The sequence below is a fragment of the Desemzia sp. C1 genome, assembly GCF_020882875.1.
GTDB lineage: Bacteria > Bacillota > Bacilli > Lactobacillales > Carnobacteriaceae > Desemzia > Desemzia incerta.
In genome coordinates this window covers 135,775-156,112 of sequence record NZ_JAJIZP010000003.1, presented here as the reverse complement: position 1 = coordinate 156,112, position 20,338 = coordinate 135,775, and the positions used below count along the sequence as shown (strand labels likewise).

Genomic DNA, 20,338 nt, shown 5'->3' with positions numbered 1-20,338 from the left:
ATGACAGAAAATCAGTCAGTAAAAGTAAATACCGATCTGCTCTGCCTTATTGTCAATGACGGTATGGGAAGTGAAGTCATCCGAATTGCTAAGAAGAATGGCAGCAGTGGGGGAACGGTTTTTTATGGTTCGGGTACCATTAACAACTCCCGGTTAAAAATGTTTGGTTTAGACAATATTCGAAAAGAAATTGTTCTAATGATTACTAACGATGATCAAAGTGATGCTATTTTGAAAGTTCTTTCAGAAAAATTAAAACTCGATCGCCCAAATCATGGAATAGCTTTTTCAATCTCACTGTTGAATGTTCTTGGAAGACGAAACAGTACTTATGATCAAAATGCTCAAATCGGAGAGGATGACAGTGTAATGCACCAAGCCATTTTTGTTATTGTGGAACGCGGAAAAGCGGAAGACGTTATCGACGCAGCTGTAGAAGCCGGTTCTCAAGGAGGAACCATCATCAGTGCACGTGGTTCAGGAGTAAATGAGACCAGTCGATTGTTCGGAATGGATATCGAACCTGAAAAAGAAATCGTGTTGATTTTGTCAGACAAAGATAAAGTAGATCCAATCGTGGCTTCTATCAGTCATGCTACTGAAATTGAAAAACCTGGTAATGGTATCATTTTTACTATTGATGTAAAAAACACTAAAGGATTATTTTAATTCATTTTTTTACTTAATGGTATAAAAAACAATAGTTCTGAATTGTTTACAAAGGTTCTATAATTTTTAGTGTTGGTGAAGAAAATTCACTAGCACTCTTTTTTGGCAAAAAAATAGAGACATGTGGAAATTTTCGCTAGAATGAAGTTACCACACAAACATCCTAAAGGAGAATCCCACATGTCTTACTCTCATTCTATAAGAACTTCACTGAATTTAAAAGATTTAAATATTCAATTTGAAAAAGATTTTTGTAAAGATACCATCATTAAAGGAAAGACCGCTAAAGCTTATTACGCTAAATTAACTTACACACCTGATCGGTGTCCTAACTGCGGTATGAAGAAAAATGGGTACTCCATTATCAAACACGGTTATAAAGAATCGCGCATTACCTTGAATAGTACCACTCATTACCCGACCTATTTATTTTTGAAAAAACAACGTTTTTTCTGTAAGGCATGTACTTCTACCTTTTCTGCAGAAACAAAAGAAGTAGCTCGTCATTGTTTTATTTCAACACAAACGAAACAGTCCATTGCGATCGAAGCAGCAGATAAAATCTCTGAAAAAGATTTAGCCAAAAGGCACCATGTCAGCGTATCAACGACGTCTAGAATGTTAACCTTATTAGGAGAACAATATAAACTAAATCCGGAATGGCTTCCTGAACACCTTTGTTTTGACGAGTTTAAATCGGTCTCAAAAGCATTAAGTTTTATTTATATGGACTCTAAAACGCACCAAGTCATCGATGTGCTTCCTGATCGAAAACTGGCAACCTTACGGATGCATTTTGGCAGATACACCTATAGCGCACGGTTGAATGTCAAAACCATTGTCATTGATATGAATACACCTTATTTCACATTAATCAACGAACTCTTTCCCAAGGCAAAAATCATTATTGATCCGTTTCATTTGGTTCAGCTCATCAGCCGTTCCATGAATCAAACAAGAGTAGCTTTAATGAACTCTTACCGGACATCTGATTCTGAAGAGATGAAACATTATCGTAAGCTGAAAAATTACTGGCCACTTGTCTTAAAAAAAGAGGAGAATCTCGAGGCTTTTAATTACACTTATCAACGCCTATTCAAAGGACTGAAAACACAAAGAGGCATCATCGATTACTTATTGACCTTAGGAGATACCTTTCAAGTGACCTATGAGTTTTATCAGCGCTTATTATATGCGTTTGATCAGCAAGACTACAGCTTGTTTATGGATTGTTTAAATACAGCGCCCAAAGGGCTCTCTTCTTATATGAAGACCAGCTTACGAACCCTTAAGAAATATCAACACCAGGTGAAAAACACTTTTTCTTATCCTTTTACAAATGGTCCGTTAGAAGGCACAAACAACAAAATCAAAGTGTTAAAACGAATAGCCTTCGGGTTTCGGCGTTTTACAAAGTTTAAAACGCGTATTCTTTTGTCCTGCAATACTATCCAAAACTAAAAATAGAGTCTTCAAACGAATTCGTCTGAAGACCCTATTGGGTTCTTTATTTTATTGAATTATTTTTCTTACCAACACTATTTGACAAAGAGCCTTTACAAAGAAACTATTCAGAACTATTGTTTTTTTGTTTTGACTTTTTGTAAGGGCTTCCTTAAAATTAGATAAAAGAAACTATGTTAAACAGATAAATGTTGGATTGGGAGGAAGTCAAATGGCTTTAAATAAAAATGAGCGAAAAGTTTTAGATGTGATTCGGCAAGATCCCTACGTATCACAGCAAGATCTTGCGGACGCAGTAGAGTTATCCCGGTCTGCAGTCGCAAATATCATTTCAAACTTAGTTAGAAAAGGTTATCTGTTAGGAAAAGCCTATATTGTAAATAAAGAACGTCCTATTGTATGTATCGGTGCAGCTAATATAGATAATCGACATATTGTCCAAGATGATCTAGTTGGGAAAACTTCTCATAATATAAAAGCAGCTTCTTCTTTGGGAGGAGTCGCACGAAACACAGCGGAAAATTTAGGGCGATTAAGTGAACATGTAGAATTGATTTCAGTGGTTGGTAATGATGATGATTGGAAAAGAATCAAGAACCATTCAAAACATTTTATTGATTTAACAAGTGTTTCAGTATTAGAAGAAAAGTCGACTGGGAACTTTATCGAGATCATCAATAAAGAGCAGGAATTGTTGGTTGGTTTAGCTGATATGTCTATATACGAATGTCTTACTCCAAAATTGATCAATAAATACTTAAATGTTATTCAACGTGCGAAATGCATTGTTGTCGATACAAACTGTCCAAAAGAGACTATTGAATTTCTGTTAGCATTTACGAAACGATACAATATCAAATTAGTTTTAATGACAGTTTCGGCACAGCAAATGGGGAATTTGCCTCATCGTTTGGATGGAGCTACCTTAGTCACTAAGCACAATGAATTAGAGACAGCATTTAAACGACCAGTTCAAACAAATGCTGATTTGAAGGAAATGGTTTTGTTATTCTTAAATAGAGGATTCAAAGAAATCATCATTTCTAAAGATAGTGAAAAAATCATATACGGAAATAAAAATCGTATGAGGATATTTGAAAACCCCCGTCCTTATAACAAACAATACGATTGGGGACAAAACGAAGCGATGATTTCCGGAATGCTTTATGCTGAATTTCATCTTGATTTTTGCGAAGATCCTGTTTTGGCAGGTGTAGTAAATGCTTTTAAAACATTAGATTGTTTGGAAATCGTCCGACCTGATTTAACAAATGACAAGCTACAAAAAGAAGTAGAAGAAACCACAACCCCTATAACGGAAATGAAATTTTAATTTCGCTTACATTTGTGCTAGCTCAATCGTTCAACCTGTGTTATCTTTGAAGCAACAGAAAACGAATGTGAGGAAAAAACGGTGAAGTATATCAAATATGTTGGAAACGCCTTATTAGTAATTGCAATCATCCTTTTTGCAGTAACAGCAGCAATCAGTTTTTTCTCAGGTCCGGATGATGAAGGGTTATTTGGTTACAAAGGGTATACGGTTGTGAGTGGAAGTATGGAGCCTGCTTTTTCGACCGGCGATTTTATTTTTGTCAAAACGACTCCTTTTGGAAATATTAAAACAAAAGACATTGTTACATTTGTTAGTGGTGAAGAAATCGTGACCCATAGAGCGATAGAGGTTAAAGATGAAGGGTTGGTCACTCAAGGAGATGCCAACAACATTCCTGATCAAGCCGAAGTGACAGCGGATAATTATATTGGAGAGTTGGCTTTGATTGTTCCTTATTTTGGTTATGTCGTAGTTGCAACGCAGCAACCTTTAGTTCTAGGTGGGTTGGTTGTATTATTGGGAAGCTATTACATTCTTGCTTATATTGATGTAGCGAAAAAAGATAAGCAAAAAACATAATACCTGTTAATTTTATTTGAATTGTCATAATTTGTTCACAATTAAAAAATATACAAAAAAGAAGCAAAAGCTTGAATAGAAACTTATTCCAGCTTTTGTTTCTTTTTTGTGGTGGAAAATTGCATAAATTAAATAGAAAAAATTTAAAAAATAAAATTCAGTTAAACGAGAAAAAATAAATCATGTAATCAAACGAATAAAAATATACCGGTTATTTAATTTGCGGGTAAAATACTTTGAATTCAAAGCATTTGTCATTAATGAAAAATGAATAATAATCCCTAATTTGAATAAAACTAAAGGACAAATGTTTGCTATTTTTTGATAAAACTATTCAAATAGTATTCGATGATGAATATCTTTTGATATAAAAGCATTTTGAAACTCAAAGCATTCATATAACATTGTGTATTTTAATAAATATTTAAACATAATATTATCTTTCGAATTAGTATTAAATAACATGAATATTAAATTATTTTTTGACTTAGAAAAATCAGAAGGCTATATTGAGAAATGGAAAGAGAAAAGAACTATACCAAACGGAGGAATGATTAAAAATGAAAAAAATTAAAAAATATTATCCATTGATTGTCGGTTTAGTACTATTGCTTAGCGTTGCTGCCTATGGAACTCGTGCTTATTTCTCAGATTCAACGAGTGAAGATGCAGGGATTAAACTTACTCTGGGAAATATAGATGTAGAAGGTGGCAGCGAAGAATGGGTTTATAGTGACAAAACTCAATTGAAGATAGATGAAAAAGGTACAGGCGCAGAAAAAAAAACCTATGTGTCTAATGTAAAACCAGGGGACTCATTTACAAAAACATTCATTTTTAAAAATAAGAGTTCATTAAACACTACTTTTAAATTTTCTCAAAATTTATCTAACGCTGACAAAGGACCATTCAATGTTTCATTAGATGTTATTGAAGTAAATGATAAAAAAGTCGATAAAATTTCTTTAGAAACAATAACAGAAGCTGACAGTAATGTTTATGACATGAAAGGTTATGAATCAGTAAAAGTTAATTTAACAGTTACTGTTGACAGTAACAGCGAAAATGTAGCCAAATTTAATGATAATGGGACTAATGTTTTAAATGATGATGAGAAAATGCTGGATTTGCTTGAAAAAGGAATTGAAGTTAATTTGACTCAAGAGTAGTTTAAATCTCTCGTACTACGAATAAAAAATGATTAAATTATGCTTTCCATTGTTGTAAAGATATCGAAGTGAATCAAATGTTCTTATAGCAAAAATTAAAAATGATGTACAAAAGCTATTCTGAATAGTATTGAAATTTAAAAGAAAAAATTATATTTGATAAAATACCCTTTAGTGATCTGACTAGGGGGTATTCTGAATAGGTTACACTAAGTTGGACAATAATTATAAGGTCTTACACACTTAAGTCAAATCACAATGGAGGAAAAGCATTATGACTAAAAGAGAAAGAAGATCGTTCTCTAAGGACTTTAAAGAACAAGTTGTTCAACTGCATTTAGCTGGAAAGCCTCGGGCAGATATTGTTAGAGAATATGATCTGACGCCTTCGGCCTTGGATAGATGGGTCCGTCAACACCAATCAACTGGTTCATTTCAAGAAAAAGATAATCGTACGCCTGAAGAAACAGAATTAATAAAGCTCCGTAAAGAAAATCAGCGTCTTATGATGGAGAACGATATTTTAAAACAAGCAGCGCTGATAATGGGACGAAAGTAGATGTGATTCGGAATAACCTTCACAAATACTCGGTATCAGCAATGTGCGAAGTCCTGCAAATCTCAAGAAGCACCTACTATTACGAAGCGAAACAACGTGATCATCAAGAAGAAGAGCTAACACAGTTGATTGTTCAGGTGTTTAAAGCTAGTCATAACATTTATGGTCAGCGAAAAATAAAAGTCGAACTCCAAAAGCTGGGCTGGCAAGTCTCACGTCGTAGAATTAGTCGAATCATGAAAGAACAAGGTCTGCTCTCTAAATATACGATTGCTCAATTCAAACCAAGTAAATCGACCGTTAATGAGTCTGAAACAGTTAATGTACTGAATCGAAGATTCAATCAAGAGAAGGAATTGACTGTTATTGTCAGTGACTTAACTTATGTGCGCGTAAGGCAAAAGTGGCACTACATTTGTGTTCTGGTAGACTTATATAATCGTGAGATTATTGGGTACAGCTCTGGTCCAAATAAGACCGCAGAGTTAGTTCAGCGCGCTTTTTCAACGGTTCCGTACAATTTAACTCGTCTTAAATTATTCCACACAGACCGGGGAAGTGAATTTAAAAATCATCTCATCGACAAAGCACTAGATACCTTTGGTATCAAACGCTCTTTAAGCAATAAAGGCACTTCATACGACAACGCTGTAGCAGAAGCTACCTTTAAAACGATTAAAACAGAATTGATTAATGGCCGTGTTTTTGAACATCAGAAAGAACTGGACCTTGAACTGTTTGATTACGTTAATTGGTACAATAAGATTCGTATTCACGGGTCGCTCGGTTACTTATCGCCACAAGAATACAAATTATCAGACCTTTAAAAAGTTGTCTAATTAAGTGTTGACATACCAATTCTTAAATAATAGGAAGATAGAAAAGGAGGATTAGTCAATGAAAAGAATAGAGAAATTCAGCTTAATTATTTTCATTTGGATAATCTCTTTTCTATTAGGAGCTCCTTCTAAAGTTCATGCTTACTTTTCAGACAGTACATCGATAGATGCAGGGATAGAAATAACTTTAGGTTCAATTGATTTAGCAATAAATAATTCTACAAATACTAGTGAATTGAAATTAGGTAATGGGATTAATGAAGTTGAATTCAAGGATATAATTCAGAATAATGGAACTCTAGATGGAAAGTTAGCCTATAAGATTAATATAAAAAAAGAAGACGGCACAAAGATAGATTCTTCTTTATTAAATTCGTTAAAACTCACAATAAATAATCAACAACTAAATATGAATAACATAGACCACTATTCGATGGCTTCAACTCAGGCTGGAGAACCTTTTTATTTACATCCTAAAGAGGCGCCTCAAGAAATTTCTGTAAAGGTTAAATTGAACTCAGATCTACAGCAAGCACAACCTATAAGTGTTGAAATAGAGTATATGCTTTTTCAAACGAATGGAACTATTGCAAAACCGCTTTTCTGTGACACTGTAAAATCACATCATAAGATAATAATCGATAAAAAAGATGAGTTTTGGCCTGGAGAACCCATTAAAGTTGGAGATTATAAATATGTTTTAGAATTACCAGAAAGCTTTTATTATTTTGATAGAAAAGAAGATAGAGTAGAGAAAGTGTGGAATGGTTTGTGGTGGACAGAAAAAAAGAAAGAATATAAATACTATACTAGCTTAAATCATGGAACACTCTATCTAGAAAGTAAAGAAAAAATAAGTGACTGGAATAAAATAGTGACCCTACAAAATACAGAATCAATTAAGTATGATATCATTCCGATTTCGGATACTAAAGCCAAAGTAAACTTTTATTTTAACAAAGATATCACTAGTAATAATACAAATCAAAATAAAAACTTTTACGCAGAAAACGGTGCTTTTTATTTAAAAGGTAACAATAGGAATAATCAAGCTACCATAAATTTTAAAATCAATGCAGGAAAACTTCTATTAAGTAGCGATACTGTAGATCAAGATTCGGGTGGTATTACCGAAAATGAAATTGATCTTAACCAATCTTTAAATCAAGTAGCCTCACTTCAATACATTGCTCAGAAGGGGTCTAAGTTTGAGAAAAGAGATGTTGTGTTTGATTATTCCATTGTGTTGAATGCTAACCTTTATATAGACTTCCGTTGGCTGCCGGATATAGCAGAACCTGTACAAGTGACAGGCAATTCGAAAATCCCTTTATTAAGTAGTATAAATCCTTCTCAAAATTTATGGACTATAATCAAAAAGTTTATTGCTGATATCAGTGACAATTATAACCCGCAGTTGCAGATAAATTTAACGAATTCTGCTACTAAGCAGTCTGTTGTATTATCTAGAAATTTGACTAATATTTTACAGCTGCAAAATAGCAGTCGAACCCAACAGACATTCTCAAGACAAAGCCGAAGTCTAGATTTGAATAACGAAAATAATACTGAGCCAAGTTCTTTATCAATAGAAGAAAGTGTACCGAAGGATTCTAATAGTAGTGCAGAAAATCAACCAAAAGTAACAAAAGAAAAAATTCCTGCGAAGCAACCTGACAAAGAAACTCCAAAGAATACTGAGGATTCCAATCATAAGCCGCCGGTGGTTAACGAGGAAGATTCTGAAGCTGAAATCCCAGTACCAGTCGAAGAAAAAGAGGAAATCCCTCAAGAATCAACTGAAAAAGTACCGGAGATAATAGAAGAAGAGGAATCTAGTCATTTACCAACAGAGGAGAAATTTAGTTACTTGGAAGTTAAAGTGAAGGATAAGTCTTACGAAATTGGGATTACTCAAGAACAGTTAGACTGGTTGATAAAATTTAAAACAGTACAGGAATTTACTGATGAAGTAAATAATGAAGCGGATGCGTTATTTATAAAATACGATAGAATCAAAGGGATAGAAAATGTTGAGACATTTATTAATCAGTTAGCTGAAATAGAACAATTAGATGCAACACTTGAAGTGAAAGATCATCCTAAACGAAAAGTAGTGGAGATTAAAATCATAAAATAGAGATGATGAAGAAATTGCAAAATTCTATTGTGGCGCTAAGTATAAGTTAAAGCTTACAATCGAGACAACTATAAAAAAGTCAGTTATCTTGATTTGTTTTGTGCTTTTCAAATAAAAGATGAAAGATGGCAAAGTAAAAATAAGCATGACTCCTTTAATACAAAGGAATCATGCTTATTTTTTACGAAAAAAACAGATAACATCAATTGAAAAAGGAGTTCTTTTACTGTCTATTCTAATATATGAAGATTAGTTTTTTTAAAATATCGTCGAATAAAGTAAATCGTCAGCAGTAGTGTCAGTCCTTCTGTAAAAGGGAGGGTCAACCATACACCTGTCAAATCAAAGAAAGAAGATAAGATAAACAGTAACGGAATGACTAAAATCAATCCTCTCAATAATGAAAGAATAAACGATTGTTTTGGTTTAGCTACTGCTGAAAAGAACGCAATCGATACGATGTTCAGACCCATAAATAAGAAGGCCATAAAATAAAGTGCAATGCCTTTTTTCGTAATAGCCGCTAAGACAGCATCGTTTTCACTGTTAAACCATTGAGTAATGGTATCAGAATAAACTAGACCAATTCCATAAAACAGTATTCCTAAGATTAGAGCAGTAGAAAAACCATACGTCATTAAGTGAATAATATTAGTGTGTTTTTTTGCACCGAAGTTTACGCTCACGATTGGTTGAATACCTTGTCCAATGCCTGTGAAAATAGCTACACAAACCAACGAGATATTGGCAATGATACCATACGCCGCAACCCCGACATTTCCGGATAATTCCAAGATAACAATGTTGAACATAAAAATGACTAATCCAGATGAAAATTCAGTAATGAAAGAGGGGAACCCTATAGATAAAGTTGATAAAAAGGGATTTATCTTCCAATTAACTGTAGAAAAAGCTAATTGTCTTTTAGGGAACCGTTTATGAAAAGTCAAGATTAGTAAACTGATGATCGGAGAAGTTGCTGTAGCTAGAGCGGCTCCTTCCATGCCCATTTCCAAAGGGAAAATGAATGAATAGTCTAATACGATATTTGCTAAGCTGCCTACTAACATTCCAGTCATGGCTAATTGAGGATTGCCGTCATTTCGAACAAAACACACCACAATATTATTCACTACAAAAAACACGGAGAACAATAAAATGATGCCAAAATAATTTTTCGCCAAAGGAAGAATGTTCCCAGTAGCCCCCAGCATTTGGAGTAAAGGATCGATAAACAGCAATCCTAATACAGTAAAAATAATTCCTGAGCCTGTTCCTATAATAAGAGTTGAGGTAAAAATTTGACGGCTTTCTTCTCGCTCATTTTTTCCTTGCGAAATAGCATATAAAGTAGCGCCTCCCATCCCCAGCATTAACCCCAGACCATTCAATACGTTGTAAACCGGGATGACAAGATTCAAAGCAGTCAAACCATCTTGTCCGACACCATTTGCGATAAAGAAAGTATCAGCCAAGATATACAATGATAACCCCAACATACTGAACAAACTTAGACTAACGTAATGGATAAACGATTTATGTAAAGGTTGATTTATTAAGTCGGTAGATTTCATTTTTTTCTCCTTTCAAAATAAAAGAGCACCACTTCTACTGTCCAAGACCTGATGACAGAAGAAACGAGTGCTTTAAGAGGTTCATTGTCCGGCGACAAAAGAACCTCAGCAAAATTCAATTTAACTGGAGTATAGCATATCCTGTTTTACAATCAAAGAGTATGATAGGACTTAATTCTATCTAAGGAAAAAAACGTCAATTTTTCATTTTTAATGAAAAAACTTTTTTTATACTATTAACTTTCTTTTTTTAGTACCGATAAGAATAATAACAACTAAATAGGTAATTCTCGTATAGATGTTCTAAAGTATGTATTTACATAAGCAATGGTTATAATTGCATCCATTTGAACGGAGGAAACCCAATGAACCCAAGTGTATCTCATCCATTTAAATTGAATAATAAGAAATCGTTATCAGCCGCCGTAATTCGTGCGGCTTTTTTTGTACTCATTTTTTCTCTCGTACTTTTAGTGTTAAGCGGACTTCACTTCACAAAAGCGGAGGCTAAAAGTATTTCGTTAGCTGAATCATTAGGGTATCAAATAGTAGAAATGACAAACGAAAATCTACCTGAGACGTTGCAAGTAGCTATCTACAGGGACACCGTTTCTAAAAAAGATGCATTAGCAATCGCTAAAGAATTAAATAAAGAAAACAAACAAGATGTCGTGGTATATGTCAGTATGGCACCACTATCGTCAGAAAAAGAAGTTCGATTCAACGAAGAGATTGCTTACAAAGTTACAGTAAATGACGGTTCTATTGAAACTGTAGACTTCGATGTTTACAAAGATGTCCAGCCGGATAGAACCGTTGATGGAAATTGGAACTTGGAGGATAATGTCCTGAATTTAGTTACGGGTGAAGTGACTATCAATGTCAATATGGACGACGGATTAGCTAAAGAAACGGTTTTGTCTAAAGCTCAAGCTTTATCTGAACAAATTCTAGCTCTTAATAAAGAAAGTGGAGTAAGTTCTGTGCTATTCCGTATTTCTGCAGGTGAAAAAGAGTATGTGTATCATTCTGATCAGTTCTATACCATTGGAGAAGCTCGTGTATCTAAAGGTTAAGCACCTATTAATCAAGTAGAGAATGTTTAAAGTTTCGTTTGACTAATAAAATCACTATATTAGTCAAATAAGCAATAACTAAGGAGTCGCTTGATGAATAGAACTCGCTGTCTAGAAAAATAAAGAAACTCATCAAAAAGGAGAAAGTTAACTGAATAACTTTCTCCTTTAACAACGACTAGTCGTTGTTTTCTTTTTTCACTTGTTTCAGTTTTTCTGGATCGCCAAAAGATTGAAAATCTTCTGGGGCTGTTTCATTTTCTTTATCTGCTTCTGTTTTACCTTCTTCTTCAGCAGGAGAAACGATTTCGCCTAGTCCTTCTTTTACAAAAAATGGGTTGACGATAGGGTTTTGTCCATCACCAGGTGGTTGTTGTGCCATATAAAAACCTCATTTCTTTTATAGTTTAAACTAACTATACCACTATCGTTTTGCAAACGCTTTAAATTTGCTTTATAAAGTGTAAAATTGACTGAGCAATTTATCTCTAAACTTAAAAATATATGGTAAACTAGGAGAAACTGAAATAACTAAGTAATGAATTCTACCGGAGGCAAAGTTATGATTTGGATTATACTAGGATTATTGATCGTATTTATATTGCTTTACTTGTACTTAAACAATACATGGCTTCAAACAACACATTATTCAATTCGGATTCCGTTTTTAGATGAAGAGTTGAAGGGCACGAAAATCGTTCAAGTATCAGATGTGCACTTTCCAAAAGAAGGCGTATCGATCCAGCGATTGTTGAAAAAAGTGGCTAATGAAAGTCCGTCTTTCATTGTGTTAACGGGAGACTTGATTCAAGTAGATGAAAAATTCCCGGCAAGCAAATTAAGCCAATTGAGTACGGGGTTGGCAAAAATTGCACCTACTTATGCAGTAACTGGAAACCACGATTTAAAAGGTGGACATCTGAGAGATTGGGAGCAGATGTTAAGCGAATCAGGAGTCACGGTGCTGATTGATGAAGCAGTTTGGCATCCAATCAATGACAGCGGACTGGTTCTTATGGGGTTGTCTGAAAAAGAAGACTTTGAATCGGCTCCGAAACCTATTTTAAAAGAGATTGAATTGAAGGATGAATTGAAAGATGAAAAACGTATTTTATTAGCGCATCATCCAGAGTTTTTGGAAGAGTACTTGATGGACCTGACGAGAGTTCCGGATCTGATTTTATCTGGTCATGCTCATGGGGGGCAAATCCGACTGCCTTTCTTTGGTGGACTGTTTGCGCCTGGACAAGGACGTTTTCCAAAATACACTTCAGGTGTGCACTTTGATCCGGATCTTCCTGATAAACGCATGGTCGTCAGTCGTGGGATCGGAAACTCAACCTTTCCATTCCGTTTCAATAATCGCCCAGAAATTGTTGTCATTGAATTGCAGTAACACGCAAAGCACTTTTCATTTCGATGAAAGTGCTTTTTGTATAGAAAAGAAGTTTTAATGTAAGTGGTTTCCTTTGATGTTTTTGATGGTCTTAGCTAAACTAAAGGTAACTTGATTAGGAGGCGAAGCATATGGTAGTAGGCTTATATGATAGAATTCCTTTGAACAACGGTTATACGATCCCAAGAATTGGGTTAGGTACGGCAGGCTTGTCGGGTGCAGAAGCAGAGGAAGCTGTGTTTTATGCACTGAATCATGGTTATCGCTTGATTGATACTGCAGCTATATACGATAATGAAGAAGAAGTTGGTCGGGGGATCAATTTAGCGATCAATGCAGGTATCAGCCGGGAAGAAATCTTTGTTGTTACGAAGATTGCACCTGAAGATATGGGGTTTGATAAAACAACTGATGCTTTTGAAGAAAGCTTAGAACGATTGAATACTCAATACGTTGATTTATTATTGATCCATAAACCGGCTAAAGACGATGAAGTAACGTTAGAGACTTGGCGAGCAATGGAAGAAATCTATGCTTCGGGACGAGTACGTTCCATCGGGGTTTCCAACTTTGACCGCGGAGACTTAGCGATGCTGTTGGAAGAAGCGAAAGTCAGACCAGCAGTCAACCAATATCAAATGTTCCCAGGAGCAAGCGCACGACACACGAATGATTATTGTGATGAAGAAAATATCGTGTCAATGGCGTATTCTCCGTTGAAAAAAGGTAAAGTTCAAAAAGACCGCAAATTAAGTTCTATGGCTGAAACGTATGGTAAAACAGCTGAGCAGCTAGTTTTACGCTGGGCAATCGACCGAAACGTCGTGCCAATTCCTCAGTCTGGCAATAAAGATCATATCCGTGACAACATCGATATTTTCGATTTTACGATTAGTGATAATGATATGGAAATTTTAAACAGTTTAGATATTCCTCGTGGAGAAAGACAAAGCAATGACGCTTCGGGCTTGAGAGACCGTACTCACCGCCGTCAAAACATCCAAAAAGGACGCGGAAGAGGTTCAGGTCGAATGAGACATTAATAGAATAAATAGGCTAACTCTTACAAATAAGGAGAAACCATTATCCGTTGCACGTACATTTGTGCAGTGGGTAATGGTTTATTTTTATGGAAGCTTTTACTATTGGATGAGATTTGGTAAAATAAGCATGTGAGTGCGATAGTAGTTGGTTATAGAATGATTGACCCTATTTCGCAAAGAACTATAGATAAGAAGAAAATATACCTACTGGAGGTTATAAAGATGGTTTTAAATCTTGGGATTATTGGTACAAATTCAATTACAAATGTGTTTGTGGATGCAGCATTGGAATCAAAATTATATGCAGTAAAAGCGGTTTATTCGCGCACAATTGAGAAAGCTCAAGCATTTGGGGAACCTTATGGTGCAGATGTATTTGAAACGGATCTGACAGCATTCGCTCAACATCCTGAAATAGATGTGGTCTATATTGCTTCTCCAAACAGCCTGCATTTTGAACAAGCAGTGGAAATCATGAAAAATGGAAAACATGTGATTGTTGAAAAGCCTATGTTTTCTAACCCGACGGAATGGAAAATCGCTGCAGAAACAGCTAAAGAAAATAATGTGTTTATGTTTGATGCAGCTCGTCATATCCATGAAGAGAACTTCAAACGTGTTAAAGAAGAAATTAAAAACATCGAACACATCCAAGGGGCTAATTTGACTTATATGAAATACTCTTCTCGCTACGACAATGTATTAAACGGAGAAGAGCCAAATATCTTTTCATTGAAGTTTTCAGGCGGAGCATTAGCTGATTTAGGCGTGTACGTGGTGTATGCTGCAATCGATTGGTTTGGTGTGCCGCAATCTGCACATTACTTTGCGCAAAAGATTTCTACAGGAGTAGATGGAAAAGGAACGATCATCTTCCGTTATCCAACTTTTGATGTAACAATGCAAACCGGTAAAATTGCTAGTTCATATTTACCGAGCGAAATCTATGGATTGAATAAAACAATCTCCCTAGATGGTGTAACAGGTATTTCAACGATCGATGTGATTGATCGTAAAGCTGGTTTGAAAGACAATATCGCTAAACCAACTCAAAAATCGCCAATGATCGAAGAAGCGGTAGATTTTGCTGATGTCATCAATCATCCTAATGATGAAAAAGCCTTGAAAAATTATCAAGAATGGCTTGAATTAAGCCGAAATGTCAACCAAGTATTATATGATCTAAGAGCTGATGCTGGAATCATTTATCCAGCAGATAAAAAATAAACTACGATAAAATAGAGATGAATAATGGGCTGAGCGAATTGTCTCAGTCCATTAAATTATGTTTTAAGAGGAGCAACTAAAAAATGAGTGAATTTTTAAGTCCTGAATTTCAAGAACATTGGACGAAATCAGGTTTCAAGGCACCAACAGCTATTCAGTTAACAGCGTATGAAGTGTTAAAAGAAAAGAAAGATATGGTAGGGATTTCTCCTACAGGAAGCGGGAAGACATTAGCGTTCACCCTTCCGTTACTGGAAACTCTTGTTCCAGACAAGCGCATGCAATTATTGATTTTAGAACCTTCTCAAGAACTAGCTGTTCAAGTTGGACAGGTAGTAAAAGAGTGGGCTGATATTCGCCAATTAAGCACCCTAACACTGATTGGGGGAGCGAATGTCCAACGTCAGATTGATAAATTAAAAACTAAACCTGAGATCATCATTGGAACACCAGGACGAATTTTAGAATTGGCCGACAAAAAGAAATTAAAACTGCATCAAGTCCAAACAGTCGTTTTAGATGAAGCGGATCAATTGTTGGGACAAGATCAATTGAATACCGTGCGCGAGCTGGTCAAAAAAATGCCGAGTGATCGTCAAATGGGCTTCTTTTCTGCTACAAGCAACACATTGATGGATGATTTATCAACATGGTTCAATGTGGATCCGATTTGGAAAGATGTGACAGCAGTAGATAATTCTAAAGGCGAGATCACTCATGCATTTATTGAGACACCTATTCGTAAAAGAGATGCGATGTTAAAACAACTGAGTCATTTGTCAAAATTCAGAGCATTGGTTTTTTTCAATGATGTAGCTAGTTTGACAGCCGCTTTAGATCGTTTGAGTTACGAAGGTATTTCAGCAGGAGTATTGCATAGTGAGCGAAATAAAACAGAACGGAAACAAGTTTTGCAAGATTTCCGTAATGGAAAGATCCAATTTTTATTGACCACAGATTTAGCTTCTAGAGGATTGGATATTGAAGAATTGGATTACATTATTCAATACGATATCCCTATTTCTAAAGAAAGTTATGTGCATCGTTCTGGAAGAACCGGTCGAATGAGAAGAAAAGGAACCGTCTTAACGTTAGTGAATGAACGAGAACTGCGGAATTTCAAACAACTAATATCTCCTTTAGAGCTTTCGTTAACTCGCTTGTATTTATATGGTGGAGAACTGGTTGAGGAAAAAATTGCTGTTGAAGCACCGCAATTATCTGTAAAGAACACTTCTGAAAAGGGAGCCAAAGAAGTGAAAGTCATGCCGAAAAAAGAGCACAAACCACGTGTTGTAAAAGATTTTCCACCAGTTCCAGTAAAGAAAAAGAAAAAAAATCGGACGAAAAAAGCGAAAAATAAAGGGGCAAGACGTAAAAAAACAGATTAATCCTGTGCAACAAAGGAGAATGTATTGAAGATGAACAATCGTAAAGACTTGGTTTTAACTTTTTTACAGCAAAAACCAAATGAGTCCTTCTCAGCAAAAGTGCTTGCGGAAGAACTAAAGCTTGATCGATCTAATGTGAGTCGTTACTTAAACGAACTTTACAATGAAAACAAAGTTCACAAAAATGCTGGCCGACCAGTATTGTTTCAATTCAAACCATCCCGTACAGAAAAAGAAGAAGGAGAAAGCAAAGCATTTTCAAAAATCGTTGGACATAGTTTGTCGTTAAAAGTGATGGTCCAGCAAGCTAAAGCAGCTATCTTATATCCACCTAGAGGACTGCACACCATTATTTTCGGGGAAACGGGTACGGGTAAATCCGTTTTTGCAAGAAGTATGTATGAATTCGCGTTGGAGTCTAAAGCAATGTCACAAGATGCACCGTTTATTTCCTTCAACTGTGCAGATTATGCCCAAAACCCGCAATTATTATTTGGGCATATCTTCGGTGTAAAAAAAGGCTCTTATACAGGCGCTACAGAAGACAGTCCAGGATTGTTGAAAAAAGCTGATGGAGGGATTTTATTTCTGGATGAAATCCATCGTTTGCCGCCTGAAGGGCAAGAAATGCTGTTCACTTTTATTGACAAAGGTGTCTACCAGCCGTTAGGAGAAAGCGGCAAAGAGTATGAAGCCAGTGTGCAGATCATTGGAGCTACGACAGAGAATTCTGATGTTCTACTATCCACTTTCAACAGACGAATCCCGATGTCGATTACTATGCCTCCTTTAAGAGAACGAACGATTGATGAACGGTATCAATTAGTAGCTTCCTTTTTGCAGCAAGAAGCTCATCGGTTGAATCAAGAGATCGTTGCAGAAAGAGAAGTCGTTTTGGCTTTTATGTTGTACCATCCAGAAGCCAACATTGGACAAGTTGAGCGGGATTTGAAATTGGTCTGTGCTAAAGCCTTTTTGCATTATCGGACCAATAATGAAGACCATTTAACGATCACACAGGAAGACTTGCCTTTGCCGGTTCAAAAAGGGCTGCTGTTGAAAAAAGAAGCTCCGGAAAGATTGAATAGAATCGTTAAACCGCAACAAAAGCACTTTTCTTTTGAACCAAATCAGCCGCAACCGGATTATTTTTTAGGTTCTGGAGAAGATATGAGTGTCTATAACGCAATTGAGGAACGAGTCGATGAGTTGCTCAAATCTGGTGCGGAACAAATTGACTTAGAAACATTTGTTGAAAATGGAATGGGGCATTATTTTAGTGATTACATTGAGCAATTAGCAAGCAGGGAAGTTCGAAAAGAATTAATCTCTAAAGAAATCTTAAAAGCTACTGATTTGGTGTATGACGTTGCAGAAAAACGGTTGAATCGTTCTTTTAATAACAGTACACGCTTTGCTTTTTCATTGCATTTGCAGAGTACTTTAGATCGTATTCGTGAAAACCGTCAGATCATTCATCCTAATCTAAACGGGGTACGGAAACAGTATTCTAAAGAATTTCAAGTGGCTATCGAATTGTCTGCTTTGATTGAGGAACAATTTGCGATTGAAATCCCTTTAGATGAGATTGGCTTTATTACGATGTTTTTAACGATTGATCTCACAGAAAAAGCGGAAAAGACGCAGGAAAAAGTAGGTATCGTGGTTATCATGCACGGTAAATCAACGGCTACCAGTATGCTGGAAACCGTACAAGAATTATTGGATACAAAAGTAGGCATTGCTTTAGACATGCCTTTGACGATGAAAGTGAAAGAAATGTATGAGGTTGTGAGGACTACCTTAAGGCAGAAAAGTAAAGAATACACCAAAGGGATATTTTTGTTGACCGATATGGGGTCGTTGAATTCATTCGGCGGTATTTTAGCAGAAGAATTGAGTCTTCCTATTAAGACGTTATCCATGACCAGCACTCCTATTGTACTTGAAGCTGTTCGGATGGCCAGTTTAGGACGACCTCTGGAGGATATTTACCACAGCTGCTTGAGCGCAATGAATACCAGTCTCCAGCAAATCGTTTCCGTCCAAAAAAACAAACCGCATGCTATTGTGGTCACTTGTTTCACAGGTGAAGGAGTAGCAAAAAGTCTTGAAGATAAATTGGAAAACGAAATAGATACCTCTGCTGTCAAAATTATTTCACTCCAGTTTTTACAGCGAGAGCAATTCAGACAGCAAATCGATCATTTGATGGCAGACTATGATATCAAAGCTATTGTGGGAACAGTTGCTTTTGATTATGCTTCTATCCCTTACTATTCTGCATATGATATTTTTGAAGACAGCAAATTGAATGAGTTGAAGAGACGCCTAGAGGTCCATGTTTCAATAGAAGAAATGGCAAATTCTTTATCAGGAACGCTACGAGCTGTCGGTTCTATTTCAGACCTTTTAACTAAAATTCAAACTGTAGTAAATCAAGTGTTAACGGATAGACGACTTCAAATCGATTCAGGAGTCAAAGTCGGGTTGATGCTGCATATGGCTTTTTTAGTGGACGCCTTGAAATCAGGAACGATTACACGTAAATTTCCAAAGAAAGAAGCTTTTTTGAAGGAAAATCGTTTGTTGATGGATGTAGTGAAAACAAAACTGCTTTCATTGGAACAACAATACAGCATTCAATTTCCTGAAGATGAGATTACATATATCAGCTATATCATTATAGAAAATGCTTTTTAACTACTGAAATACACACTAAAAACAAGAGTGTAACAACTTATCTTTAGTGTGTATTTACTTTTCCGAAAAGAAAGCCCTTTCTGATAACGCTTTCGAAATAAAAAATTGGCACGATACTTGCTTATATAGAAGTGTAAGCAAAAAAACTATTTGGAGTGAATGAATAATGGCAGAAAAAACAATCATGTTAGTATGTGCAGCAGGTATGAGTACAAGTTTATTGGTAAGTAAAATGGAAAAAGCAGCAGCAGCTAAAGGATTAGACGCTGAAATTTTTGCAGTATCCGCTTCTGAAGCAGATGCTCACTTAGCGAATAAAAATGTAGACGTTTTATTATTAGGCCCACAAGTTCGCTTTATGAAGTCACAATTTGAAAAGAAAGTTGCGGACAAAAATATTCCTGTAGACATCATCAACATGCAAGATTACGGTATGATGAACGGTGAAAAAGTACTAGATCATGTATTAACTTTAATCTAAACCTAAAAAATAAAGAATACTTATTTTTAAGATCCGAAAGGGAGTTTTATTGTGGTAGATGAACAAAATTTAGAAACAATCATGGGCCTCATTATTAACGGAGGAAACGCTAAAAGCGATGCTATGGAAGCTATCCAAGCAGCTAAAAAAGGAAACTTTGAAGAAGCAGACCAAAAAATAAAAGATGCTGATACATCATTGACAGAAGCTCACAGATCTCAAACAGGGATGTTGACTAAAGAGGCTTCAGGAGATCCAGTAGCTTTATCTTTATTGATGGTACATGGACAAGATCATTTGATGAATGCAATTACATTCCGTGATCTAGCAGCTGAAGTTGTTGACGTATACAAAGCTATTGCAGGCGTGTCAACTGAACAAGAGTAAAGTCGATGAAAAGCTGTAAAAAGTGTCTATTCCTTTTTGCGGCTTTTTCTTATCATGAAATTATTTGAGGGGGAAAAAAGATGATCTTATTAAATGCACCGATTCAACAAGACAAAATTATTGACACTTTATCTAATTACAGTGAAAATGGAGTTAGCTACAAATTCATCAAAAAAGCTGGTATGAAATTGTACTTTGAAACAACAGCTGAAAATGAAGAAGAAGCAGCACAATTAGCTAAAAAAATCATCAAATCTACTGACTACGGTTCGGTATTGTATTTCCAAGCTACTGTGGAATGAGGG

The 20,338-nt window shown here is 35.6% G+C and carries 18 protein-coding genes; 16 read left to right on the top strand and 2 right to left on the bottom strand.

Features of this window, described 5'->3' with window-relative positions; all coding sequences use genetic code 11:
- The 7 genes from LMF32_RS01215 (at position 1) to LMF32_RS01185 (ending at position 8,755) form a co-directional block, all read left to right on the top strand.
- Entirely contained in the window at positions 1 to 669 is a 669-nt protein-coding gene (locus tag LMF32_RS01215) for a P-II family nitrogen regulator (RefSeq protein ID WP_230523585.1), read from the top strand.
- Positions 670 to 849: 180 nt separating this feature from the next.
- Positions 850 to 2,130: an ISL3 family transposase gene (locus tag LMF32_RS01210; RefSeq protein ID WP_230523584.1), complete on the top strand. Its 1,281-nt coding sequence runs from the start codon at positions 850 to 852 to the stop codon at positions 2,128 to 2,130.
- Between the two features lie 214 nt (positions 2,131 to 2,344).
- The gene (locus tag LMF32_RS01205) at positions 2,345 to 3,466 is read left to right on the top strand and encodes a PfkB family carbohydrate kinase (protein WP_230523583.1); all 1,122 of its coding nucleotides are present in this window, start codon (positions 2,345 to 2,347) and stop codon (positions 3,464 to 3,466) included.
- An 81-nt stretch (positions 3,467 to 3,547) separates the two neighbouring features.
- Positions 3,548 to 4,048, top strand: a complete 501-nt coding sequence (locus LMF32_RS01200; RefSeq protein WP_230523582.1) for a signal peptidase I — start codon at positions 3,548 to 3,550, stop codon at positions 4,046 to 4,048.
- 560 nt (positions 4,049 to 4,608) lie between these two features.
- Positions 4,609 to 5,217 (top strand): hypothetical protein, encoded by a 609-nt coding sequence (locus LMF32_RS01195; RefSeq protein ID WP_230523581.1) that lies wholly within the window; start codon positions 4,609 to 4,611, stop codon positions 5,215 to 5,217.
- A gap of 274 nt (positions 5,218 to 5,491) precedes the next feature.
- Positions 5,492 to 6,603 (top strand): IS3 family transposase gene (locus LMF32_RS01190; RefSeq protein WP_230523580.1). Its coding sequence is split into 2 segments (ribosomal slippage): positions 5,492 to 5,747 and positions 5,747 to 6,603, totalling 1,113 coding nucleotides; the frame shifts between segments, so codons are not numbered across the junction.
- 70 nt (positions 6,604 to 6,673) lie between these two features.
- Entirely contained in the window at positions 6,674 to 8,755 is a 2,082-nt protein-coding gene (locus LMF32_RS01185; protein WP_230523579.1) for a hypothetical protein, read from the top strand.
- A gap of 230 nt (positions 8,756 to 8,985) precedes the next feature.
- Here the strand turns inward: LMF32_RS01185 and LMF32_RS01180 are convergent, their stop codons facing one another.
- A complete protein-coding gene (locus LMF32_RS01180) occupies positions 8,986 to 10,329 on the bottom strand; it encodes an MATE family efflux transporter (RefSeq protein ID WP_230523578.1) in 1,344 nt (447 codons plus the stop codon).
- A gap of 365 nt (positions 10,330 to 10,694) precedes the next feature.
- Here LMF32_RS01180 and LMF32_RS01175 point away from each other — a divergent pair, with 365 nt between their 5' ends.
- A complete protein-coding gene (locus tag LMF32_RS01175; RefSeq protein ID WP_230523577.1) occupies positions 10,695 to 11,405 on the top strand; it encodes a hypothetical protein in 711 nt (236 codons plus the stop codon).
- Between the two features lie 178 nt (positions 11,406 to 11,583).
- Here LMF32_RS01175 and LMF32_RS01170 read toward each other — a convergent pair whose 3' ends face one another.
- Positions 11,584 to 11,787, bottom strand: coding sequence for a hypothetical protein (locus LMF32_RS01170; RefSeq protein WP_188204858.1), 204 nt, complete (start codon positions 11,785 to 11,787; stop codon positions 11,584 to 11,586).
- Between the two features lie 180 nt (positions 11,788 to 11,967).
- Here LMF32_RS01170 and LMF32_RS01165 point away from each other — a divergent pair, with 180 nt between their 5' ends.
- The 8 genes from LMF32_RS01165 to LMF32_RS01130 all read left to right on the top strand — a co-directional run bounded on the left by LMF32_RS01165 (position 11,968) and on the right by LMF32_RS01130 (position 20,335).
- Positions 11,968 to 12,801, top strand: coding sequence for a metallophosphoesterase (locus LMF32_RS01165; RefSeq protein WP_230523576.1), 834 nt, complete (start codon positions 11,968 to 11,970; stop codon positions 12,799 to 12,801).
- 131 nt (positions 12,802 to 12,932) lie between these two features.
- Complete coding sequence (locus LMF32_RS01160) at positions 12,933 to 13,844, top strand: aldo/keto reductase (protein ID WP_188204860.1); 912 nt, start codon at positions 12,933 to 12,935, stop codon at positions 13,842 to 13,844.
- 222 nt (positions 13,845 to 14,066) lie between these two features.
- Positions 14,067 to 15,071, top strand: coding sequence for a Gfo/Idh/MocA family oxidoreductase (locus LMF32_RS01155; RefSeq protein ID WP_188204861.1), 1,005 nt, complete (start codon positions 14,067 to 14,069; stop codon positions 15,069 to 15,071).
- Between the two features lie 83 nt (positions 15,072 to 15,154).
- Entirely contained in the window at positions 15,155 to 16,462 is a 1,308-nt protein-coding gene (locus LMF32_RS01150) for a DEAD/DEAH box helicase (protein WP_230523575.1), read from the top strand.
- Positions 16,463 to 16,492: 30 nt separating this feature from the next.
- Complete coding sequence (locus LMF32_RS01145; protein ID WP_230523574.1) at positions 16,493 to 19,165, top strand: sigma-54-dependent transcriptional regulator; 2,673 nt, start codon at positions 16,493 to 16,495, stop codon at positions 19,163 to 19,165.
- Positions 19,166 to 19,331: 166 nt separating this feature from the next.
- Entirely contained in the window at positions 19,332 to 19,646 is a 315-nt protein-coding gene (locus tag LMF32_RS01140; protein ID WP_092479494.1) for a PTS sugar transporter subunit IIB, read from the top strand.
- Positions 19,647 to 19,694: 48 nt separating this feature from the next.
- On the top strand, positions 19,695 to 20,033 hold the full coding sequence (locus tag LMF32_RS01135) for a PTS lactose/cellobiose transporter subunit IIA (protein ID WP_230525054.1): 339 nt from the start codon (positions 19,695 to 19,697) through the stop codon (positions 20,031 to 20,033).
- An 80-nt stretch (positions 20,034 to 20,113) separates the two neighbouring features.
- The gene (locus LMF32_RS01130; protein WP_092479496.1) at positions 20,114 to 20,335 is read left to right on the top strand and encodes a hypothetical protein; all 222 of its coding nucleotides are present in this window, start codon (positions 20,114 to 20,116) and stop codon (positions 20,333 to 20,335) included.
- The last annotated feature ends 3 nt before the right edge of the window (positions 20,336 to 20,338 follow it).

Bases quoted from the DNA above. Each gene is read 5' to 3' on its own strand.
- LMF32_RS01145 (WP_230523574.1), top strand. From the start codon at position 16,493: ATGAACAATCGTAAAGACTTGGTTTTAACTTTTTTACAGCAAAAACCA.
- LMF32_RS01140 (WP_092479494.1), top strand. From the start codon at position 19,332: ATGGCAGAAAAAACAATCATGTTAGTATGTGCAGCAGGTATGAGTACA.
- LMF32_RS01155 (WP_188204861.1), top strand. From the start codon at position 14,067: ATGGTTTTAAATCTTGGGATTATTGGTACAAATTCAATTACAAATGTG.
- LMF32_RS01180 (WP_230523578.1), bottom strand. From the start codon at position 10,329: ATGAAATCTACCGACTTAATAAATCAACCTTTACATAAATCGTTTATC.
- LMF32_RS01185 (WP_230523579.1), top strand. From the start codon at position 6,674: ATGAAAAGAATAGAGAAATTCAGCTTAATTATTTTCATTTGGATAATC.
- LMF32_RS01160 (WP_188204860.1), top strand. From the start codon at position 12,933: ATGGTAGTAGGCTTATATGATAGAATTCCTTTGAACAACGGTTATACG.
- LMF32_RS01150 (WP_230523575.1), top strand. From the start codon at position 15,155: ATGAGTGAATTTTTAAGTCCTGAATTTCAAGAACATTGGACGAAATCA.
- LMF32_RS01175 (WP_230523577.1), top strand. From the start codon at position 10,695: ATGAACCCAAGTGTATCTCATCCATTTAAATTGAATAATAAGAAATCG.
- LMF32_RS01195 (WP_230523581.1), top strand. From the start codon at position 4,609: ATGAAAAAAATTAAAAAATATTATCCATTGATTGTCGGTTTAGTACTA.
- LMF32_RS01210 (WP_230523584.1), top strand. From the start codon at position 850: ATGTCTTACTCTCATTCTATAAGAACTTCACTGAATTTAAAAGATTTA.
- LMF32_RS01205 (WP_230523583.1), top strand. From the start codon at position 2,345: ATGGCTTTAAATAAAAATGAGCGAAAAGTTTTAGATGTGATTCGGCAA.
- LMF32_RS01165 (WP_230523576.1), top strand. From the start codon at position 11,968: ATGATTTGGATTATACTAGGATTATTGATCGTATTTATATTGCTTTAC.
- LMF32_RS01215 (WP_230523585.1), top strand. From the start codon at position 1: ATGACAGAAAATCAGTCAGTAAAAGTAAATACCGATCTGCTCTGCCTT.
- LMF32_RS01130 (WP_092479496.1), top strand. From the start codon at position 20,114: ATGATCTTATTAAATGCACCGATTCAACAAGACAAAATTATTGACACT.
- LMF32_RS01170 (WP_188204858.1), bottom strand. From the start codon at position 11,787: ATGGCACAACAACCACCTGGTGATGGACAAAACCCTATCGTCAACCCA.